Annotated in this window: 16 protein-coding genes; 6 read left to right on the top strand and 10 right to left on the bottom strand. The window is 72.3% G+C overall.

Annotation, left to right across the window (positions count from 1 at the left end; all coding sequences use genetic code 11):
- Positions 1–115: 115 nt before the first annotated feature.
- Positions 116–1,591, bottom strand: a complete 1,476-nt coding sequence (gene zwf, locus IEZ10_RS21935) for a glucose-6-phosphate dehydrogenase (RefSeq protein WP_189248374.1) — start codon at positions 1,589–1,591, stop codon at positions 116–118.
- A 145-nt stretch (positions 1,592–1,736) separates the two neighbouring features.
- Between zwf and IEZ10_RS21930 the strand changes: the two genes are divergently transcribed.
- Positions 1,737–2,906: an ROK family transcriptional regulator gene (locus tag IEZ10_RS21930; RefSeq protein ID WP_189248373.1), complete on the top strand. Its 1,170-nt coding sequence runs from the start codon at positions 1,737–1,739 to the stop codon at positions 2,904–2,906.
- A 207-nt stretch (positions 2,907–3,113) separates the two neighbouring features.
- Here the strand turns inward: IEZ10_RS21930 and IEZ10_RS21925 are convergent, their stop codons facing one another.
- Genes IEZ10_RS21925 through IEZ10_RS21915 form a run of 3 tightly spaced genes read right to left on the bottom strand, consistent with a single transcriptional unit; the run spans position 3,114 to position 4,183 of the window.
- On the bottom strand, positions 3,114–3,374 hold the full coding sequence (locus IEZ10_RS21925) for a hypothetical protein (RefSeq protein WP_189248372.1): 261 nt from the start codon (positions 3,372–3,374) through the stop codon (positions 3,114–3,116).
- A gap of 50 nt (positions 3,375–3,424) precedes the next feature.
- Entirely contained in the window at positions 3,425–3,814 is a 390-nt protein-coding gene (locus tag IEZ10_RS21920) for a hypothetical protein (protein WP_229811504.1), read from the bottom strand.
- Between the two features lie 3 nt (positions 3,815–3,817).
- Entirely contained in the window at positions 3,818–4,183 is a 366-nt protein-coding gene (locus IEZ10_RS21915; RefSeq protein WP_189248371.1) for a hypothetical protein, read from the bottom strand.
- A gap of 94 nt (positions 4,184–4,277) precedes the next feature.
- On the opposite strand from IEZ10_RS21915, the gene IEZ10_RS21910 reads away from it, so the two are divergent.
- Positions 4,278–4,643 (top strand): hypothetical protein, encoded by a 366-nt coding sequence (locus tag IEZ10_RS21910; protein WP_189248370.1) that lies wholly within the window; start codon positions 4,278–4,280, stop codon positions 4,641–4,643.
- 132 nt (positions 4,644–4,775) lie between these two features.
- On the opposite strand, the gene IEZ10_RS21905 is transcribed toward IEZ10_RS21910, so the two are convergent.
- On the bottom strand, positions 4,776–6,206 hold the full coding sequence (locus tag IEZ10_RS21905; protein ID WP_189248369.1) for a serine hydrolase domain-containing protein: 1,431 nt from the start codon (positions 6,204–6,206) through the stop codon (positions 4,776–4,778).
- Between the two features lie 267 nt (positions 6,207–6,473).
- The gene (locus tag IEZ10_RS21900; RefSeq protein ID WP_179818094.1) at positions 6,474–6,668 is read right to left on the bottom strand and encodes a CsbD family protein; all 195 of its coding nucleotides are present in this window, start codon (positions 6,666–6,668) and stop codon (positions 6,474–6,476) included.
- 73 nt (positions 6,669–6,741) lie between these two features.
- Between IEZ10_RS21900 and IEZ10_RS21895 the strand changes: the two genes are divergently transcribed.
- Complete coding sequence (locus tag IEZ10_RS21895; protein WP_229811503.1) at positions 6,742–7,608, top strand: hypothetical protein; 867 nt, start codon at positions 6,742–6,744, stop codon at positions 7,606–7,608.
- A gap of 1 nt (position 7,609) precedes the next feature.
- Here IEZ10_RS21895 and IEZ10_RS21890 read toward each other — a convergent pair whose 3' ends face one another.
- From IEZ10_RS21890 to IEZ10_RS21880, 3 genes are all read right to left on the bottom strand, one after another.
- Positions 7,610–8,698: a hypothetical protein gene (locus IEZ10_RS21890; RefSeq protein WP_189248368.1), complete on the bottom strand. Its 1,089-nt coding sequence runs from the start codon at positions 8,696–8,698 to the stop codon at positions 7,610–7,612.
- A gap of 205 nt (positions 8,699–8,903) precedes the next feature.
- The gene (locus tag IEZ10_RS21885) at positions 8,904–9,797 is read right to left on the bottom strand and encodes a GlxA family transcriptional regulator (RefSeq protein WP_189248367.1); all 894 of its coding nucleotides are present in this window, start codon (positions 9,795–9,797) and stop codon (positions 8,904–8,906) included.
- A gap of 11 nt (positions 9,798–9,808) precedes the next feature.
- Positions 9,809–10,393: a cysteine hydrolase family protein gene (locus IEZ10_RS21880; protein ID WP_189248366.1), complete on the bottom strand. Its 585-nt coding sequence runs from the start codon at positions 10,391–10,393 to the stop codon at positions 9,809–9,811.
- A 306-nt stretch (positions 10,394–10,699) separates the two neighbouring features.
- Between IEZ10_RS21880 and IEZ10_RS21875 the strand changes: the two genes are divergently transcribed.
- A complete protein-coding gene (locus IEZ10_RS21875) occupies positions 10,700–11,629 on the top strand; it encodes a phosphotransferase (RefSeq protein WP_189248365.1) in 930 nt (309 codons plus the stop codon).
- A gap of 39 nt (positions 11,630–11,668) precedes the next feature.
- Here the strand turns inward: IEZ10_RS21875 and IEZ10_RS21870 are convergent, their stop codons facing one another.
- Positions 11,669–12,100: a MarR family winged helix-turn-helix transcriptional regulator gene (locus IEZ10_RS21870; RefSeq protein ID WP_189248364.1), complete on the bottom strand. Its 432-nt coding sequence runs from the start codon at positions 12,098–12,100 to the stop codon at positions 11,669–11,671.
- 56 nt (positions 12,101–12,156) lie between these two features.
- Between IEZ10_RS21870 and IEZ10_RS21865 the strand changes: the two genes are divergently transcribed.
- Positions 12,157–12,618, top strand: a complete 462-nt coding sequence (locus tag IEZ10_RS21865; RefSeq protein ID WP_189248519.1) for a VOC family protein — start codon at positions 12,157–12,159, stop codon at positions 12,616–12,618.
- A 223-nt stretch (positions 12,619–12,841) separates the two neighbouring features.
- Positions 12,842–13,582 (top strand): SH3 domain-containing protein, encoded by a 741-nt coding sequence (locus tag IEZ10_RS21860; RefSeq protein WP_189248363.1) that lies wholly within the window; start codon positions 12,842–12,844, stop codon positions 13,580–13,582.
- Positions 13,583–13,668 lie beyond the last annotated feature (86 nt).

Here is a 13,668-nt window from a genome sequence, read left to right as displayed (position 1 = left end):
GGGTCGGTGCGGCCGGTCACGGAAGGCTCCTCACCTGGGGCGCCTCGCGGCGGGTGCGGCGATCGGTCACGGAAGGCTCCTCACGCGGGGCGTCCAGCGGGGGTGCGGCGGCCGGTCACGCGAGGTCGTCCTCGTACCAGTAGCGGCCGCTGCGCAGCACCAGCTCGTGCGCCCCGGCCGGGCCGGGGCTGCCCGCCGGATACGGCTCGGGCGCGGCGCCCTGCGCCTCCCACTCGTGCAGGATCGGGTCGATCCACCGCCAGGCGGCCTCCACCTCGTCACGCCGCATGAACAGCGTCGGGTTGCCGGCGAGGACGTCCATGAGCAGCCGCTCGTAGGCCTCGGGCACCCGGGAGGTGAAGGTCTCGGCGAAGCTGAGGCTGAGCGGGACCGGCTTGAGCGCCACCTCGCCCGCGCCCGGCTCCTTGGCCATCAGGTGCAGCCGGATGCCCTCGCTCGGCTGCAGCCGCAGCACCAGCCGGTTGGGCGCGCTGCCCGGGAAGATCGAGTGGGGCACGTCCTTGAACTGCACCACGATCTCCGTGGACCGGTACGGCATGCGCTTGCCGGTGCGCAGGTAGAACGGCACGCCCGCCCAGCGCCAGTTCTTCACCTCGGCGCGGATCGCGGCGAAGGTCTCCACCCGGCGGGAGGCCTCGGTGGGCGCGGTGCTGTCGGGCTCGTCGAGGTAGCCCGGCACCCGGACGCCGTCGCACTCGCCCGCCGTGTACTGGCCGCGGACGGTGAACCGGTCGACCTCGCCGCCGACGATCGGCCGCAGCGACTGCAGGACCTTGACCTTCTCGTCGCGGATCGACTCCCGGTCGTTGCGTGACGGGGGCTCCATCGCCACCAGGCACAGCAGCTGCAGCAGGTGGTTCTGCACCATGTCGCGCAGCGCGCCCGCGTGGTCGTAGTAGCCGCGGCGGCCAGGGGTGCCCACGGTCTCGGCGGCGGTGATCTGGACGTGGTCGATCCACAGGGAGTTCCAGATCGGCTCCAGGAACGCGTTGGCGAACCGCAGCACCAGGAGGTTCTGGACCGTCTCCTTGCCCAGGTAGTGGTCGATCCGGTAGATCTGCCGCTCGTCGAAGATCGCGCCGACCTCGTCGTTGATCCGCTGGGCGCTGGCCAGGTCGCGGCCCAGCGGCTTCTCCAGCACCACCCGCGAGGCGGGGGTGACCAGGCCGGCCCGGTGCAGCTCGCGGCAGAACGGGCCGAACGTCATGGGCGGGCTGGCGAGGTAGAAGATCCGGTCGCGTTCCTCGTGCCCGGCGAGCAGGCGGGCGGTGCGCGACCAGCCCTCGGTGTCCTGGCCGCCGACGTCGATGGAGACGTGGTGCAGGCGGCCCAGGAAGCGCTGCCAGGTGGCGTGGTCGTCCGCCGGGACATAGCCGCGCACCTCGGCGTCCACCTTGCCGCGGAAGTCGGCGTCGTCGAGCCCGCCCCGGGACATCGTGATGATGCGGGTCTCGGGGGCCAGGCGGTCGTCGCGGTCACAGTGATACAGCGCGGGCAGGAGCTTCCGCATGGAGAGGTCGCCTGTGCCGCCGAAGACGATCAGGTCGGCGGGCCGCGGGGTCTCGGACATGAGGATTGCTCCGTAGTGATCTACCGGATTAGGGGATGGATCGGACAGTAGCCACATCTTGCGCTTCACACAAGCGGAGTTTTGTAATTTGAGATGAGAAAGCTCGGAGTTTTGGTTCCATAACTCCGTGTGGTTCACTTGACCGATGCCTCGTCGTCCCGCTGCCGCCCTCGCCACCAGCGGTGAGGTGCTCCGCCTCATCCGCGCTGGTGAAGCCGTCACGCGCGCCGACATCGGCCGGGTCACCGGCCTGTCCCGACCGGCCGTCTCGCTGCGCGTCACCGAGCTGCTGGACCACGGGCTCGTCGTGGAGGACAGCGAGGGGCCCTCCACCGGCGGCCGCCCGCCCACCCGGCTCGTCTTCAACGCCGCGGGCGGCGTCGTCCTCGTCGCATCCCTGGGCGCCAGCCGTGCGCAGATCGCCGTCTGCGACCTCGCCGGGCGGCGGCTGGACGGCGTGAGCCTCGCCGTGGACGTGGAGGAGGGCCCGGACACCGTCCTGCCCCTGGTCATGGACACCTGGGCCGAACTGCTCGGCGACCGGCCCCTGTCCCAGGTGCGCGGCGTCGGCCTGGGCGTCCCCGCGACGGTCGAGTTCGCGGCCGGCCGTACCGAGAGCGCCCGGATCATGGCGAACTGGACCGGCGTCGCCATCCCGCCGATCATCGCCGAGCGCTTCCCCGTCCAGGTCTTCCTCGACAATGACGTGAACGTCATCGCGATCGGCGAGCACCGCGCGGCCTACGCCGGGGACGCCGACGACCTGCTGTTCATCAAGGTCTCCACCCGCATCGGCGCCGGCGTCATCGCGGGCGGGGAGATCCTGCGCGGGGCGCTGGGCGCGGCCGGGGAGATCGGGCACATCCCGGTCCGCGACGGCGGGGGAGTGCTGTGCCGGTGCGGCAACGTCGACTGCGTCGACTCGGTGGCCAGCGGCACCGCCATCCTGCGCGACCTGCGCGACCGCGGCTACCAGGTGGCGTCACTGGCGGACGTGGTCAGCCTGGTCCGCGCCGGGGACGCCGAGACCATGGCCGTCGTCCGCAACGCCGCCCGGATGCTCGGCGAGGTCGTCGCCACCGCGGTCAACCTGCTCAACCCCGCCGTGGTCGTCCTGGGCGGCGACGTCGCCGAGGCGTTCCAGCCGCTGGTGTCGGGCGTGCGGGAGGTCGTCCACCGACGCTCCACCGCCCTGTCCACCCGCAACCTGCGGATCGAGCGCAGCCGCCTCGGCCCGGGCGCGGGCATCGTCGGCTGCGCCCACATGGTCCTCGACCACATCCTGTCGCCCGAGGCGGTCGACGCCGCCCTCTGATCCTCCGTACGGCTTGGCCCTTCGCACGGCGCGGTTCCTCGTACGGCGCGGTTCCTCGTACGGCGCGGTTCCTCGTACGGCGTGGTCTCCCCGTACGGCGCGGTTTCTCCGTACGGCGCGGTCTCCCCGTGGAAAAGCGCTGCGGAAAAGCGTCGGCGGCCCCGGGAAGGCCGTCCGCCTCCCGAAGCCGCCGCCAGGCGCGCCGCCTCAGCCCGCCTCCTCCGTGGTCGAGCCGGGCCTCCGTGACTGGCGGCGGACACCGACCACGATGAACGCGATCGCTATCACCGCGAGGACCACGGCGGCGATGACCAGCCACGAGGTGCCGGTCGCGAAGCCGAACACGGCGAGAATCACGATCGGTATCAGCGCGAACGACGCCAGCCGGATGTAGACCACGTCCCGCGGCGTCGTCGGGACCATCGGCCGTCCCCGGGGGTCCAGTCCTTCCTGGTTCTCCTCGGTCATTGCTCCCCTCCTCTTGATCAGCTCCACCCTGCTACCCGGGTGTCCGCCGGTCATGTGCTCTGCGGCTGTCGAAGTGCCTCCACCAGTCCTTCGGGGTCCGACACGGTGAGGGTTGCGCCGGGGTGGGTCAGCAGACGCCCCGGCACGAGCGCGGGCACCGGCCGGTGGAACAGGACGCATACGCCCTTCTGGGTACTCGTCCCGAAGGTCACGCCCCGATCAGCCAGCGACAGGTGCGGCCCGATGACCTTCCACGGCGTGTACGGGCCGGTGACGAGGGCGCCCGAGATGTTGGTGAGGGGTGTGCGCAGCCGCCAGGGGCCGAAGCGCACCCACAGTTCACCGGCGTGGATGACGACGAACGCCCGCTCGGGGGTGACGCCCATCAGCCTCAGCGGCGTCATCCACGTCGACTCGAAGGCGAACTCGAAGCGCGGCACCGGTCAGCGCTCCCAGGGCGGCGTGTCGCCCATCTTCGCGTAGTACCTGGCCAGGTGGGACCTGACCCGGTCCACCTCGTCCCGGGGGATCTTCACCCCGCCCCGCGCCCCCTGCATGACCGCCCCGGCCGCCATCACGGCGTGCGGCACGACCTTCAGTTCGCCGCCGATCACGTCGGCGACCGGCAGCTTGTAGCTCTCGAAGTTCTCCGGCTCCTCGCCGTCGTACCAGACGTGCGCCTCCCGGTACTTCGCGTTCGGCTTCTCCTCGGCGCCCGCCCACTCGCGGACCCGCTTCTCGGCCGCGTCCGCGTCCCAGTCCCTGTCCCGGTCGGCGAGCGGCAGATCATGAAACCGCGTCACGGTCATCGTCTCTCCCCCCTTCAGCCGGTTCCCTACCCGATCGCTCGCCGACATGCCTAAAACGGACATATTTAGTGCTTTGCCGGGGAGTGGTGTTCGTATGAACGAGCACGCAGCACCCGAGGAAGCAGCAGAGGGCGGCGGCGGTCCCATGGGGGAGGACCGTGACCCCACCGGCGAGGACCACGACCCCGCCGGGAAACACCACGGCGGTACACCGGACGACCCGCCGCCGGCGCCGCGCGGCATCGACGGCGAGAGCCGGGTGGTGGCCGAGAGATCGGCCGCGGACACGACGTTCCCCGACCGCCCGCTCCTGGCGGATCTGCCCTCGGACGACCCGGGGGACCTCCTCGACGGCGCAGCTCCTGGTCCCGGTCCCGGTCCCGGTCCCGAGGAGGGAATGGGTGCCGGAGAGGGGGCGGGCAAGCGGACGCCCGAGCCGGAGATGGGACCGGCCTCGTAGCGGGACCGCGGCTCACGAGAGCGGCTCCGGCCGCGGGGAGCCCGCGGGGGAGCGGCCCCGGCCGTAAGGAGAGGACTCCTGCGGCCGGGGAGCGGCCGCCGGTGCGGTGCCTACGCGGTGCCTGCGCAGTGCCTACGCGACGTCGGGCCGTGTCATCAGCGGCGACCGCAGATGCAACGCCAGATCGGGGCCGGTCAGGGGCGCGACGTTCCACGTCGCCACCGCCGTTCCGGCGTCGGCGTCGACCACCAGCCGGACCCGGTGCGGGGTGGTGATGACGTAGAGATCGGCGACGAACGTGTCGCCCTGCCAGGCGCCGGCCGCGACGACAGGACGGCCGAGCGGTGAGCTTTCCCGCCATTCGCCGTGGCCGGCCTCGACGTCGAGGAGCGCCCCGAACCGCAGGAGCCATCCGCCGTCCACGGGATCGACGATCACCGTGGTCCCGTCGGGCAGCGCCGAACCCTCGGCGGAGGCGTCGAGCCTCGCCTTGACGGAACGCCCCGGGGCGGCCGAACCCGGTACCGGCGCGAGTGACAGCCGCCGCAGCCGATCGGCGAGGACCTCGTCGTCCTGGGCGCTTCCCGCCTGGTCCATTCCGGGCAGCAGGCACTCCCACAGCGGGCCGAGTATCTCCTCACCCTGCACCGTCGCGCCGGTCACGGCGACCACGAGATCGTGCGACGGGACGACCACGCACAGCTGGCCGAAGGCACCGTCGCCCCGGTAACCGTGACGCGACATCCAAAACTGGTAGCCGTAGCCGCAGAGCGCGTCGGGGTTTTCCGACCAGCCCTCGACCTGCGGGGTGTCGATGTGCCGTCTGGTCGCGAGCTCCACCCATTCGCGGGGGACGAGTCGCCGGTCGCCCCACAGGCCGCCGCGCAGCAGCAGTTCGCCGAAGGCGGCGACGGCCTCGGTCGTGAGGTGCAGGCCGTGGAATCCGAAGGCGGCGCCGCTCGCCACCCGGTCCCATTCGGCGTGGTCGATGCCCATCGGCGTGAAAAGGCGCTCGTCGAGCAGTTCCGGAAGGCCGCGGCCGGTGACCCGTTCCACCATCCGGGCCAGGATGAAGGTGGTCGAATTGTCGTAGGTGTGGCGTGTTCCCTCGGCCTCGGAAAACGGTACGCGCAGGAAGCCCTTCACCAGGTCGCCCGGCTCCAGCCGCCAGGCCTCGTCGAGGCTGTCCGTGCGGTGTCCGGCCGTCATGGACAGCAGGTGGTGAACGGTGAGGCGGCGCCCCTGCTCCGGGATGCCGGCCGGAACGTGGTCGGGCAACACGTCCACCACCCGGTCGTCCAGGGAGAGCAGCCCGTCGGCGATCACGAGCCCGACGGCGACCGAGGTGAACGACTTGGTCAGCGAGTAGAGAAGGTGCGGGCGTCCGGCTGAGTACGGCGCCCACCAGCCCTCGGCGACGACGTGACCGTGGCGTACGACCATGATCGAGTGACACTCGACGGATCGTGCTTCGAGCCGGTCCAGCAGCGCGGCGATCGAACGGGACGACACCCCCGAGGCGGCGGGTGTCGATCGCGGCAGGAGGGCGGGTTGAGAAGACATCGGGTCACCCTAAAAACCACCTGATCGAGTTACAAGGCATTATTCACGAACCCGTGAGATGCCGCGGGAGCTCGTGAACAAAGGGTTCGTGAGCGAGGGGTCCGTGAGCAAGGGGCCCGTGAGGAAGAGGTCCGTGGGGAAGAGGACCCACGAGCAAGGGGCCCATGAGAAAGGGGCCCGGAATCCGGGCCCCTTTCCTGCGAGTTCCCGCGGCGGGAGCCTCCGATCCCCCTGAATCGGGGGACTCCGGCCCGCCGGACCGGGAGATCAACGCTTGAAGGCGTCCTTCACGTCCTTGGCGCTGTCCTTCAGCTTCTCCCCGGCCTGCTTGAACTTGCTCTCCCCCTGGTCGGCCCGGCCCTCGGCCTCAAGCCGCTCGTCGTCGGTGGCGCGGCCGACGCCCTCCTTGACCTTGCCTCCGAGCTCTTCGGCCTTGTTGGAGATCTTGTCGTCAGCACCCATGGGTGGTTCCTCCCCTTGCACGAAGTTCTCTCTATGCAGGAATACTTAGTGTCCGCAGATCAGAGGGGTAAACATGCACGACAGCGCACCGACGGCCTCGACCGAGGTCATCCGCCCGCCGTACGGAGCCACGGATGGGCGCTCCCCGAGCGGACCGGCGGGCGAGGGACGCTTCCCGGACGGTACGGAGAACAGCGTGCACCCGCTGGGCGGCGCGGACCCGTCGAACGAGTCCTCGGACGGCCGGCTCTCGCCAGCGCCACGGCGCCCCTGGGACGTGCTGCTGATCTGCGGCGCCTCCGGAACCGGCAAGACCCGGGTCAGCTACCCCCTGGCGCGGCTCCACGGCGTCCCGATCGTGGAGGTCGACGACCTCGTCGAGGCGCTCCTCGCCATGACCACACCCGAGCAGCAGCCGCTCCTGCACCACTGGCGCACCCACCCCGAGGACGGCCGCCTGCCCGCCGACGACATCGCCGACCTGCAGATCGCCATCGCCGAGGCGCTCCTCCCGGCCGTCGAGGCGGTGGTGGCCAACCACCTGGAGACCGGCACCCCGGTGGTCGTCGAGGGCGACTACCTTCTGCCCGGCCTGGCCGTACGGGAGTCCTTCGCCGGGATCCCGGCGGACGGGCGGGTGGCGGCGGTGGTCCTGCACGAGCCCGACGAGGCGCAGATCGCGGCGAACTACCTGAGCCGCGAGCCCGGCCACGGCGACCAGCGCGCCCGCGCCCGCGCCAGCGCCCGTTACGGCGCCCGCCTCGCCGCCCTGGCCGCCGAGGCGGGCGTCCCCGTGGTCCCCGCCCGCCCCTGGACCGACGTCCTGCCCCGCGTCATCGCCGCGGTAGGGGGACATCCCCGTTCGGCGCGGGCCGACGGCACTCCGGATCACCGGGACCCCGGTGCCGGCTCCGAGCCGCGCGAACGCCTGGGACATTGATTCATTCCCGGTGCGGCAGGTCCCACAGATGGAGGGTGGTCTGGTCCCTGGAGACCGTGTACCAGGCGGCCTCCCCTGCTGATCGAGGAGATCCCGCGATGGGGAAGGGGTAGACGATCCGGCCGCGCACCCCCATCGTGCGTGGATCGACGACCCAGTGGCGGGGAACGGCGTCCGTGTGGTGCTCGGTGCCGACCACGGCGGTGTCGTCGTAGGGGAAGGCCGCCTCGTAGTCCCACCGAGCGCGGTCGTCCTCGCCCGACGGAGGCGGCACGGCCTCCTCGGCGTCCAGGCGCCGCAGTTCGAGGCCGTCCTCCGCCCGGTGCAGGTACAGGGACCACTGTCCCGGATCCGTGGTCAGGAAGCACTCCCCGGACGGGCTGACGGCGAGGAGGACCTCCTCGACGAACCGCCGGACGGTGAGCCTCGCGCCATCCCAGTGTCCCCACAGCACGGGCGAGTCCTCTTCACCCTCGCCGACCGTCAGCCCCATGTACGCCGGGTTCGGGTGGGGGAAGTGGGCGGAGCCCGATCCCACGGTCATCGTCTCGGCCCGGGCCAGCACCGTGCCGTCGGCGGGGTCGAGGATCAGCCATTCCTCGTTGGTGTCGTGCCCGGCGTGGCTGCGGATGTGGGCCCAGAGGAGCCTGCCGTCCGAGGAGAACGCCGCCGAGCCGCTGTCCGCGTGGCCGTGGTGGTGGTCGTCGGCGTACTCGGAGAACGAGGCGTGGGCCTCGGCGCACACGGCGGCGGACCAGCAACCGTGCCGGAGCTCCCACCGCACGGCGCCGGTCGAATCCACGGCTCGTAACGCGTGCACGCCGGCGAACACGGCGAGGTCACCCGTGGGAGAGACCGCCACCGAGCCGTACCGGCGGGGCCAGGGCGCGGGGAAGCGGACCTCCAGCCCCTCCCCGTCCAGGTCGCGGATGGCCAGCTCGGTGTCCCCGCGCTGCACCAGCAGCCTGCGCCCGGGCCAGTGCAGCACCTGTGGACCGTCCGCCGACGCGGGGTCGAGCGGAGCGGCGGCGGTGGCCACGAGACGAGCGGTGAACTGGTCGGAATCCCCGTGGACGGCGTTGTTCGGCACAGCCGTATGGTTTCACGCGTCCCGGGCTGGTGCGGATGGCCGGAAGTAACCACCTTCGTCCAGGCTTTCCGGAGGGGCAGGGGCAGGCGGGCGTCCCCGTGGTCCCCGCCTGCCCCTGGGCCGACGTCCCGCCTCGCGTCACCGTCGCGGTGGAGAGGTCTTCCAGGATGAACGCGGTCTTACCCGGCGGAAACCTCCGCCGGGCCTACATCCGGGCGCGCAGGCGGCGCAGCATCCGTGCGTCGCCGAAGCCGGCCTCGCGGGCGGCCGTCTCTGTCGTCGCGCCCTGCCCCAGGAGGTGTTCGGCCCGCTCCAGGCGCAGCGCGGTCTGGTAGGCCAGCGGCGTGAGGCCGGTCGCGTGCCGGAAGAGCCGGGTGACGGTCCGTTCGCTGCAGCCGGCCGCGTCGGCCAGCGTCGAGAGTGGGAGCCGCTGGGTGAAACGCGCGTCGATCAGGTTCTGGATGCGGTGAACGGTCTCGTCGTCGTGGCCGCGGTGCCGGAGCATCGCGCTGACCTGCGGTGACGCTCCCTGGCGGCGACCGTGCACCACCATGGCGCGGGCCACCCGGCCGGCGGCGTACGGCCCGTGCCTGGTGCTCAGCAGGTGAAGTGCCACATCGATGCCGCTGGCCACGCCCGCCGAGGTCACCACCCGCCCGTCCTCGACGTAGAGCACGTCGCGCACGACCCTGGCCCTCGGATAGAGGCGGGCGAGCTCGTCCTGGGACGCGTGGTGGGTGGTGCAGCGGCGGCCGTCGAGCAGGCCGGCCCGGCCGAGCGCGTCGGCGCCCGCGCAGACACCCGCCACGGTGCCGCCGGCCGCGTGGTGCTCGCGCAGCCGGTGCAGGGTGCCGGCCCCGGCCATGCGGGTCGGGCCGCGCCAGCCCGGCACGACGATGAGATCGTCCGGTTCCAGGTCGGGCCACGTGTGTTCGGCGTGCAGGGGCAGTCCCTGCACGGTGGCGACGGGCGTCTCCTCGGACACGTACGACAGGACGTACTCGTGGCCGAAGTCGGCCGCGGTGGAGAAGACCTGGGCCGGCCCGGCCACGTCGAGCAGGTGCACTCGTGGGATGAGCAGGAAGACGACCCGGGGCACAGTCGCCGAGCCTATGCCCCGGCCAGTTCGTCGACGGTGCGGATGACGGCGAACCGGTCCGCGAGCGCGTACTCGGTGCGCGCGATGACATCGGCGACGCCCAGCGTCCGCGGGTCGTCCACCAGTTGCGGGAACGGCAGATCCTGCGGCGCGTCACGGTGCGGGATGGGGGTGGTCGCGGTGGCGTCGGTGACGAAGACGACGTCGAAGCCGAGGTCGGAGGCGATCCGGGTGGTGGTTTCGCAGCACTGCTCGGTCCGGATGCCGCACACGGTCAGCCGCCGGATGCCGTGAGCGGTGAGGATCTGGTGCAGGTTCGTGGTGGTGAAGGCGTTGTGCGCGGTCTTGGTGATGAGCGGCTCGCCCGCGTGAGGTTCGAGCCCGTCCATCAGGCGGACGTGCCCCCGCGCCGGATCGAACACGGTGCCGGACCCCGGCCGGGAGCCGAGCACCCAGACCACCAGGTGGTCCTGGGCGCGGGCCGCGGTGACCAGACGGTTGACCTGGCCGACGATGTCCGGCTGCGATACGAACTCCCAGTCCGGCATCTGCCGGAAGGACTCCTGAACGTCGATGACGACGAGTGCGTTGTTCACCCCTCAAGGGTGGCGGGGTGGGGGCGGGAGCTGAAGGCGTGAACCGGTCAGCCTGCGGAACGATCCGGTCAGCGCTTCGTCCCCCGGGGCACCGCGGACGGGCTCCGGCGTCTTCGACGGCCGGTGTTCCCCGGCCTCCCGGCGTCCCGGCCTCCCGGCGTCCCGGCCTCCCGGCCTCCCGGCCTCCCGGCGTCCCGGCCTCCCGGCGTCCCGGCCTCCCGGCCTCCCGGCCTCCCGGCCTCCCGGCCTCCCGGGGGCAGGGGCGGACGTGGAGCGCTCGCCGGCACCGGCTAGTACGGTATGTCCGTGATCAGGGATGTCTCGTTGCCGGACGACTGGGAGCCGAAGGTCCGGGAGGCGCTCGCCGATGTGCTGCCGGAGCGGCGGAACGCTCCGCTGCGGCCGCTGGGGGCGGGGCTGGACAACGTGACGCTGCTGCTGGACGGCGCGATCGTGCTGCGGCTGCCGAAGAACTCCGACGGGGCCGGGAGCGTCGCCAAGGAGGCCCGGCTGCTGCCCGAGCTCACCCTCCACCGGGACCTCGGTGTGGCGATTCCACGGTTCCTGTTCACCGCGCCCAACCCCCTCGGGCCGGGCTCGTTCTGTGGCTACCCGCTCGTCCCGGGCGAGGTGCTGACTCCGGAGCGCTGGCACGCCCGGGGGCTGCCCGGCCTGCCGGGGCCGGTCCGGCAGGTGGCCGGGATCCTCGACGCCCTGCACGCCTTCCCCGCGGAGACGGCGGAGAAGCTGGGGGCGCCGTCCTGGGACCTGCGGGAGGACTTCGCCGGCGACCTGGCCGCCGTCCGGGCGGAGGTGCTGCCGAGGCTGACGCCGGGGGAGGGGCGGACGCTGCTGGCCGTCTGGGAGGGCTACCTCGGCGACGACGCCAACTTCGCCTACCGGCCCGCGTTCACGCACGGCGACGTGAGCCTGGACCACCTGCTCGTCACCGGGGACGAGATCACCGGGCTCATCGACTTCGGCGACGCCGAGGTCGGCGACCCCGACTACGACCTGTCCTACCTCTGGGCGGAGGCGGGCCCCGACTTCGTACGGCGGGTGCAGGCGCACCGCGGCCTGCCGTTCACCGTACGGCTGGCCCGCAAGCTGGACTTCTGGGCCCTGGCGGATCCGGCGCTGGACGTGCTGTTCGGCCTGGAGCAGCGCACGCCCGAGCTGGTGGACGACGCGCTGCGCACGCTCCGCGCCCGGCTCGCCGCCACGGCGGACCGATAGACCGACGGGCCGGCGGGAACCGCGGCCGGTCCTCGTCTTTCAGGGCCGCTCGAAGACCTTCAGCAGCAGGTCGTGCAGCCGGGCGCGTTCCCGCGGGTTCAGCGGGGCCAGCAGCCCGTCCTGGAGGACCTCGGTGTCCCGCACCATCCCGGCCAGCGCGGCCCGGCCCTCGGGCGTGACGACGACCCGCACCTTCCGGCGGTCGGCGGGGTCCCTGGTCCGCTCGGCCCATCCGGCGGCGGTGAGCTCGTCGAGCGCCTTGACGACGTCGCTGGGGTCGATGCCGAGCCGGGTGCCCAGCTCCCGCTGCGAGTGAGGGCCGAAGTCGGCCAGGGCCGCCAGCATCGACATGTGCCAGAACCGCAGGTCGCGCTCGCCGAGGCGGGCCGCGACCTGTCCCCTGGCGGTTTTGCCGATCCTCGACAGCAGGTAGGCGGTGAGCGCGGTCAGGGTGGGCGGAGTGTCCGTCATGAAAATATTGTAGGTTGTCACCAATCATTGGTGTTAACCCACGGATTGGACGCGTGATGGACGTCTTCCACCCCCGCCTGCTCGTCGGCCGCTTCGCCGAGTGCTTCCGGCTCTACGACGCCGTCCTCCCGGCGCTGTGCGGCGCCACGTTGGCGAGAGGGTCGGCGGCCGGGCCGTACGCCAGCTGGGACGTCGAGGGTCAGGGGGTGCTCGCCCTCTTCGACCGGGCCATGATGGCCGGGGTCGTGGACGTCGGCGGGTCCTCCCCGGACGACACGTCCCCCGCCGGCGCCGGGCTCCTGCCGGACGGCCGGGGCGCCGAGGTCCCGCCGTGCGGCGGGGGCCGGGTCATGCTCGTCAGCCGGGTGGAGGACGTCGGCGCCGCCGCCGATCTCTACGTGCGGTACGGCGCGCGGCTGGTCGCCCCTCCGGCGGACCGCCCCGACTGGGGGCCCGGTCTGCGTACGGCCCACGTGTGCGACCCCGAGGGCAACCTCGTCGAGCTCCAGTCCTACTGACCGACGGCCGGGGAGGGCGGCGGGCGGACGGAGGGGGTCGGCGCCGGAGTGTGGGCGGCGGGCGGTCGGGTGCCGTGGCGGACGGTTTCCGGGAAACCGCTTGCGGGTTTGCACCTAGGGTAATTGGATATCTACTTTGCGTTAACATCGCAGGTGGCATGCCGTGCCATGACCTTCGGGGGTCCGGCGGCCACGGGTGCGATGCGAATCGAAGGGAGATGTCATGCTCGGAAAACGGGTCGCGGCCTCGTTCACCGTGGGCGCCACCGTGGGCCTGTCCACGATCCTCGCCCCGCCGGCCGCCGCCCTCGCCTCCTCGGCGACCCCCACTCCCAGCCCGAGCCCCACCCCCATGACCTCCGCCACCCCCGCCGCGACCTCCGGGCCGCCGGTCGCGGCGACCCCCGGACACTCCTCGGCGACCCCGCGCCCCGCGGCCACCCCCGACCCCTACGGCGGGCACGGCCACTCCACCGACGGAAGCGGCCACACCGTCCTCGCGTGCACCTACCGGGTCACGGGCGTGCGGGCGGACAGCCACCTCAACGTCCGGTCGCGGCCGTCGCTGAAGGGCCGGCCGATCGGCAGACTGACGGCGGACGACGGGGCGTTCGCGGGCTCGTGCTCGGCCGTCGACGGCTGGGTGGAGGTCAAGGCGTCCAACGGCAGGCTGGGCTGGGCCTCGGCGAGATACCTCCGAAAGGTCGACGAGGGGCAGAGCCCCTCCGACGACAAGATCCCGCCCGGCCTCACGTGCAACTACCGCGTCGTCAAGCTCCAGCCGGGCGGTTACCTCAACGTCCGCTCCCAGCCCGCGGCGGACGCCCGCAGGGTCGGCAGACTGACCCCGGCCGACGGCCGGTTCGCCGGGGGATGCTCACCCGTCAAGGGGTGGGTGGCCGTCCGCGCCTCGAACGGCAAGCTGGGCTGGGCCTCGGCGGGATACCTCCACAAGGTCACCTGACGGCGATCCCCGGACGGCCGTTCCGGTTCCGGCGGGATGAGTCCCACCGGAACCGGAACGGCGAGCGGCATCGACGACCCTGAGAT

This window comes from Streptosporangium pseudovulgare (assembly GCF_014648055.1).
GTDB lineage: Bacteria > Actinomycetota > Actinomycetes > Streptosporangiales > Streptosporangiaceae > Streptosporangium > Streptosporangium pseudovulgare.
The sequence above is the reverse complement of the archived record's forward strand: the minus strand, read 5'-3'. Positions and strand labels throughout refer to the sequence as shown.

Coding starts and splice junctions, on each gene's coding strand:
- IEZ10_RS21905 (WP_189248369.1), bottom strand. CDS start 6,206: ATGTCTTCTCAACCCGCCCTCCTGCCGCGATCGACACCCGCCGCCTCG.
- IEZ10_RS21910 (WP_189248370.1), top strand. CDS start 4,278: ATGAACGAGCACGCAGCACCCGAGGAAGCAGCAGAGGGCGGCGGCGGT.
- IEZ10_RS21895 (WP_229811503.1), top strand. CDS start 6,742: ATGCACGACAGCGCACCGACGGCCTCGACCGAGGTCATCCGCCCGCCG.
- IEZ10_RS21930 (WP_189248373.1), top strand. CDS start 1,737: ATGCCTCGTCGTCCCGCTGCCGCCCTCGCCACCAGCGGTGAGGTGCTC.
- IEZ10_RS21860 (WP_189248363.1), top strand. CDS start 12,842: ATGCTCGGAAAACGGGTCGCGGCCTCGTTCACCGTGGGCGCCACCGTG.
- IEZ10_RS21915 (WP_189248371.1), bottom strand. CDS start 4,183: ATGACCGTGACGCGGTTTCATGATCTGCCGCTCGCCGACCGGGACAGG.
- IEZ10_RS21870 (WP_189248364.1), bottom strand. CDS start 12,100: ATGACGGACACTCCGCCCACCCTGACCGCGCTCACCGCCTACCTGCTG.
- zwf (WP_189248374.1), bottom strand. CDS start 1,591: ATGTCCGAGACCCCGCGGCCCGCCGACCTGATCGTCTTCGGCGGCACA.
- IEZ10_RS21900 (WP_179818094.1), bottom strand. CDS start 6,668: ATGGGTGCTGACGACAAGATCTCCAACAAGGCCGAAGAGCTCGGAGGC.
- IEZ10_RS21865 (WP_189248519.1), top strand. CDS start 12,157: ATGGACGTCTTCCACCCCCGCCTGCTCGTCGGCCGCTTCGCCGAGTGC.
- IEZ10_RS21925 (WP_189248372.1), bottom strand. CDS start 3,374: ATGACCGAGGAGAACCAGGAAGGACTGGACCCCCGGGGACGGCCGATG.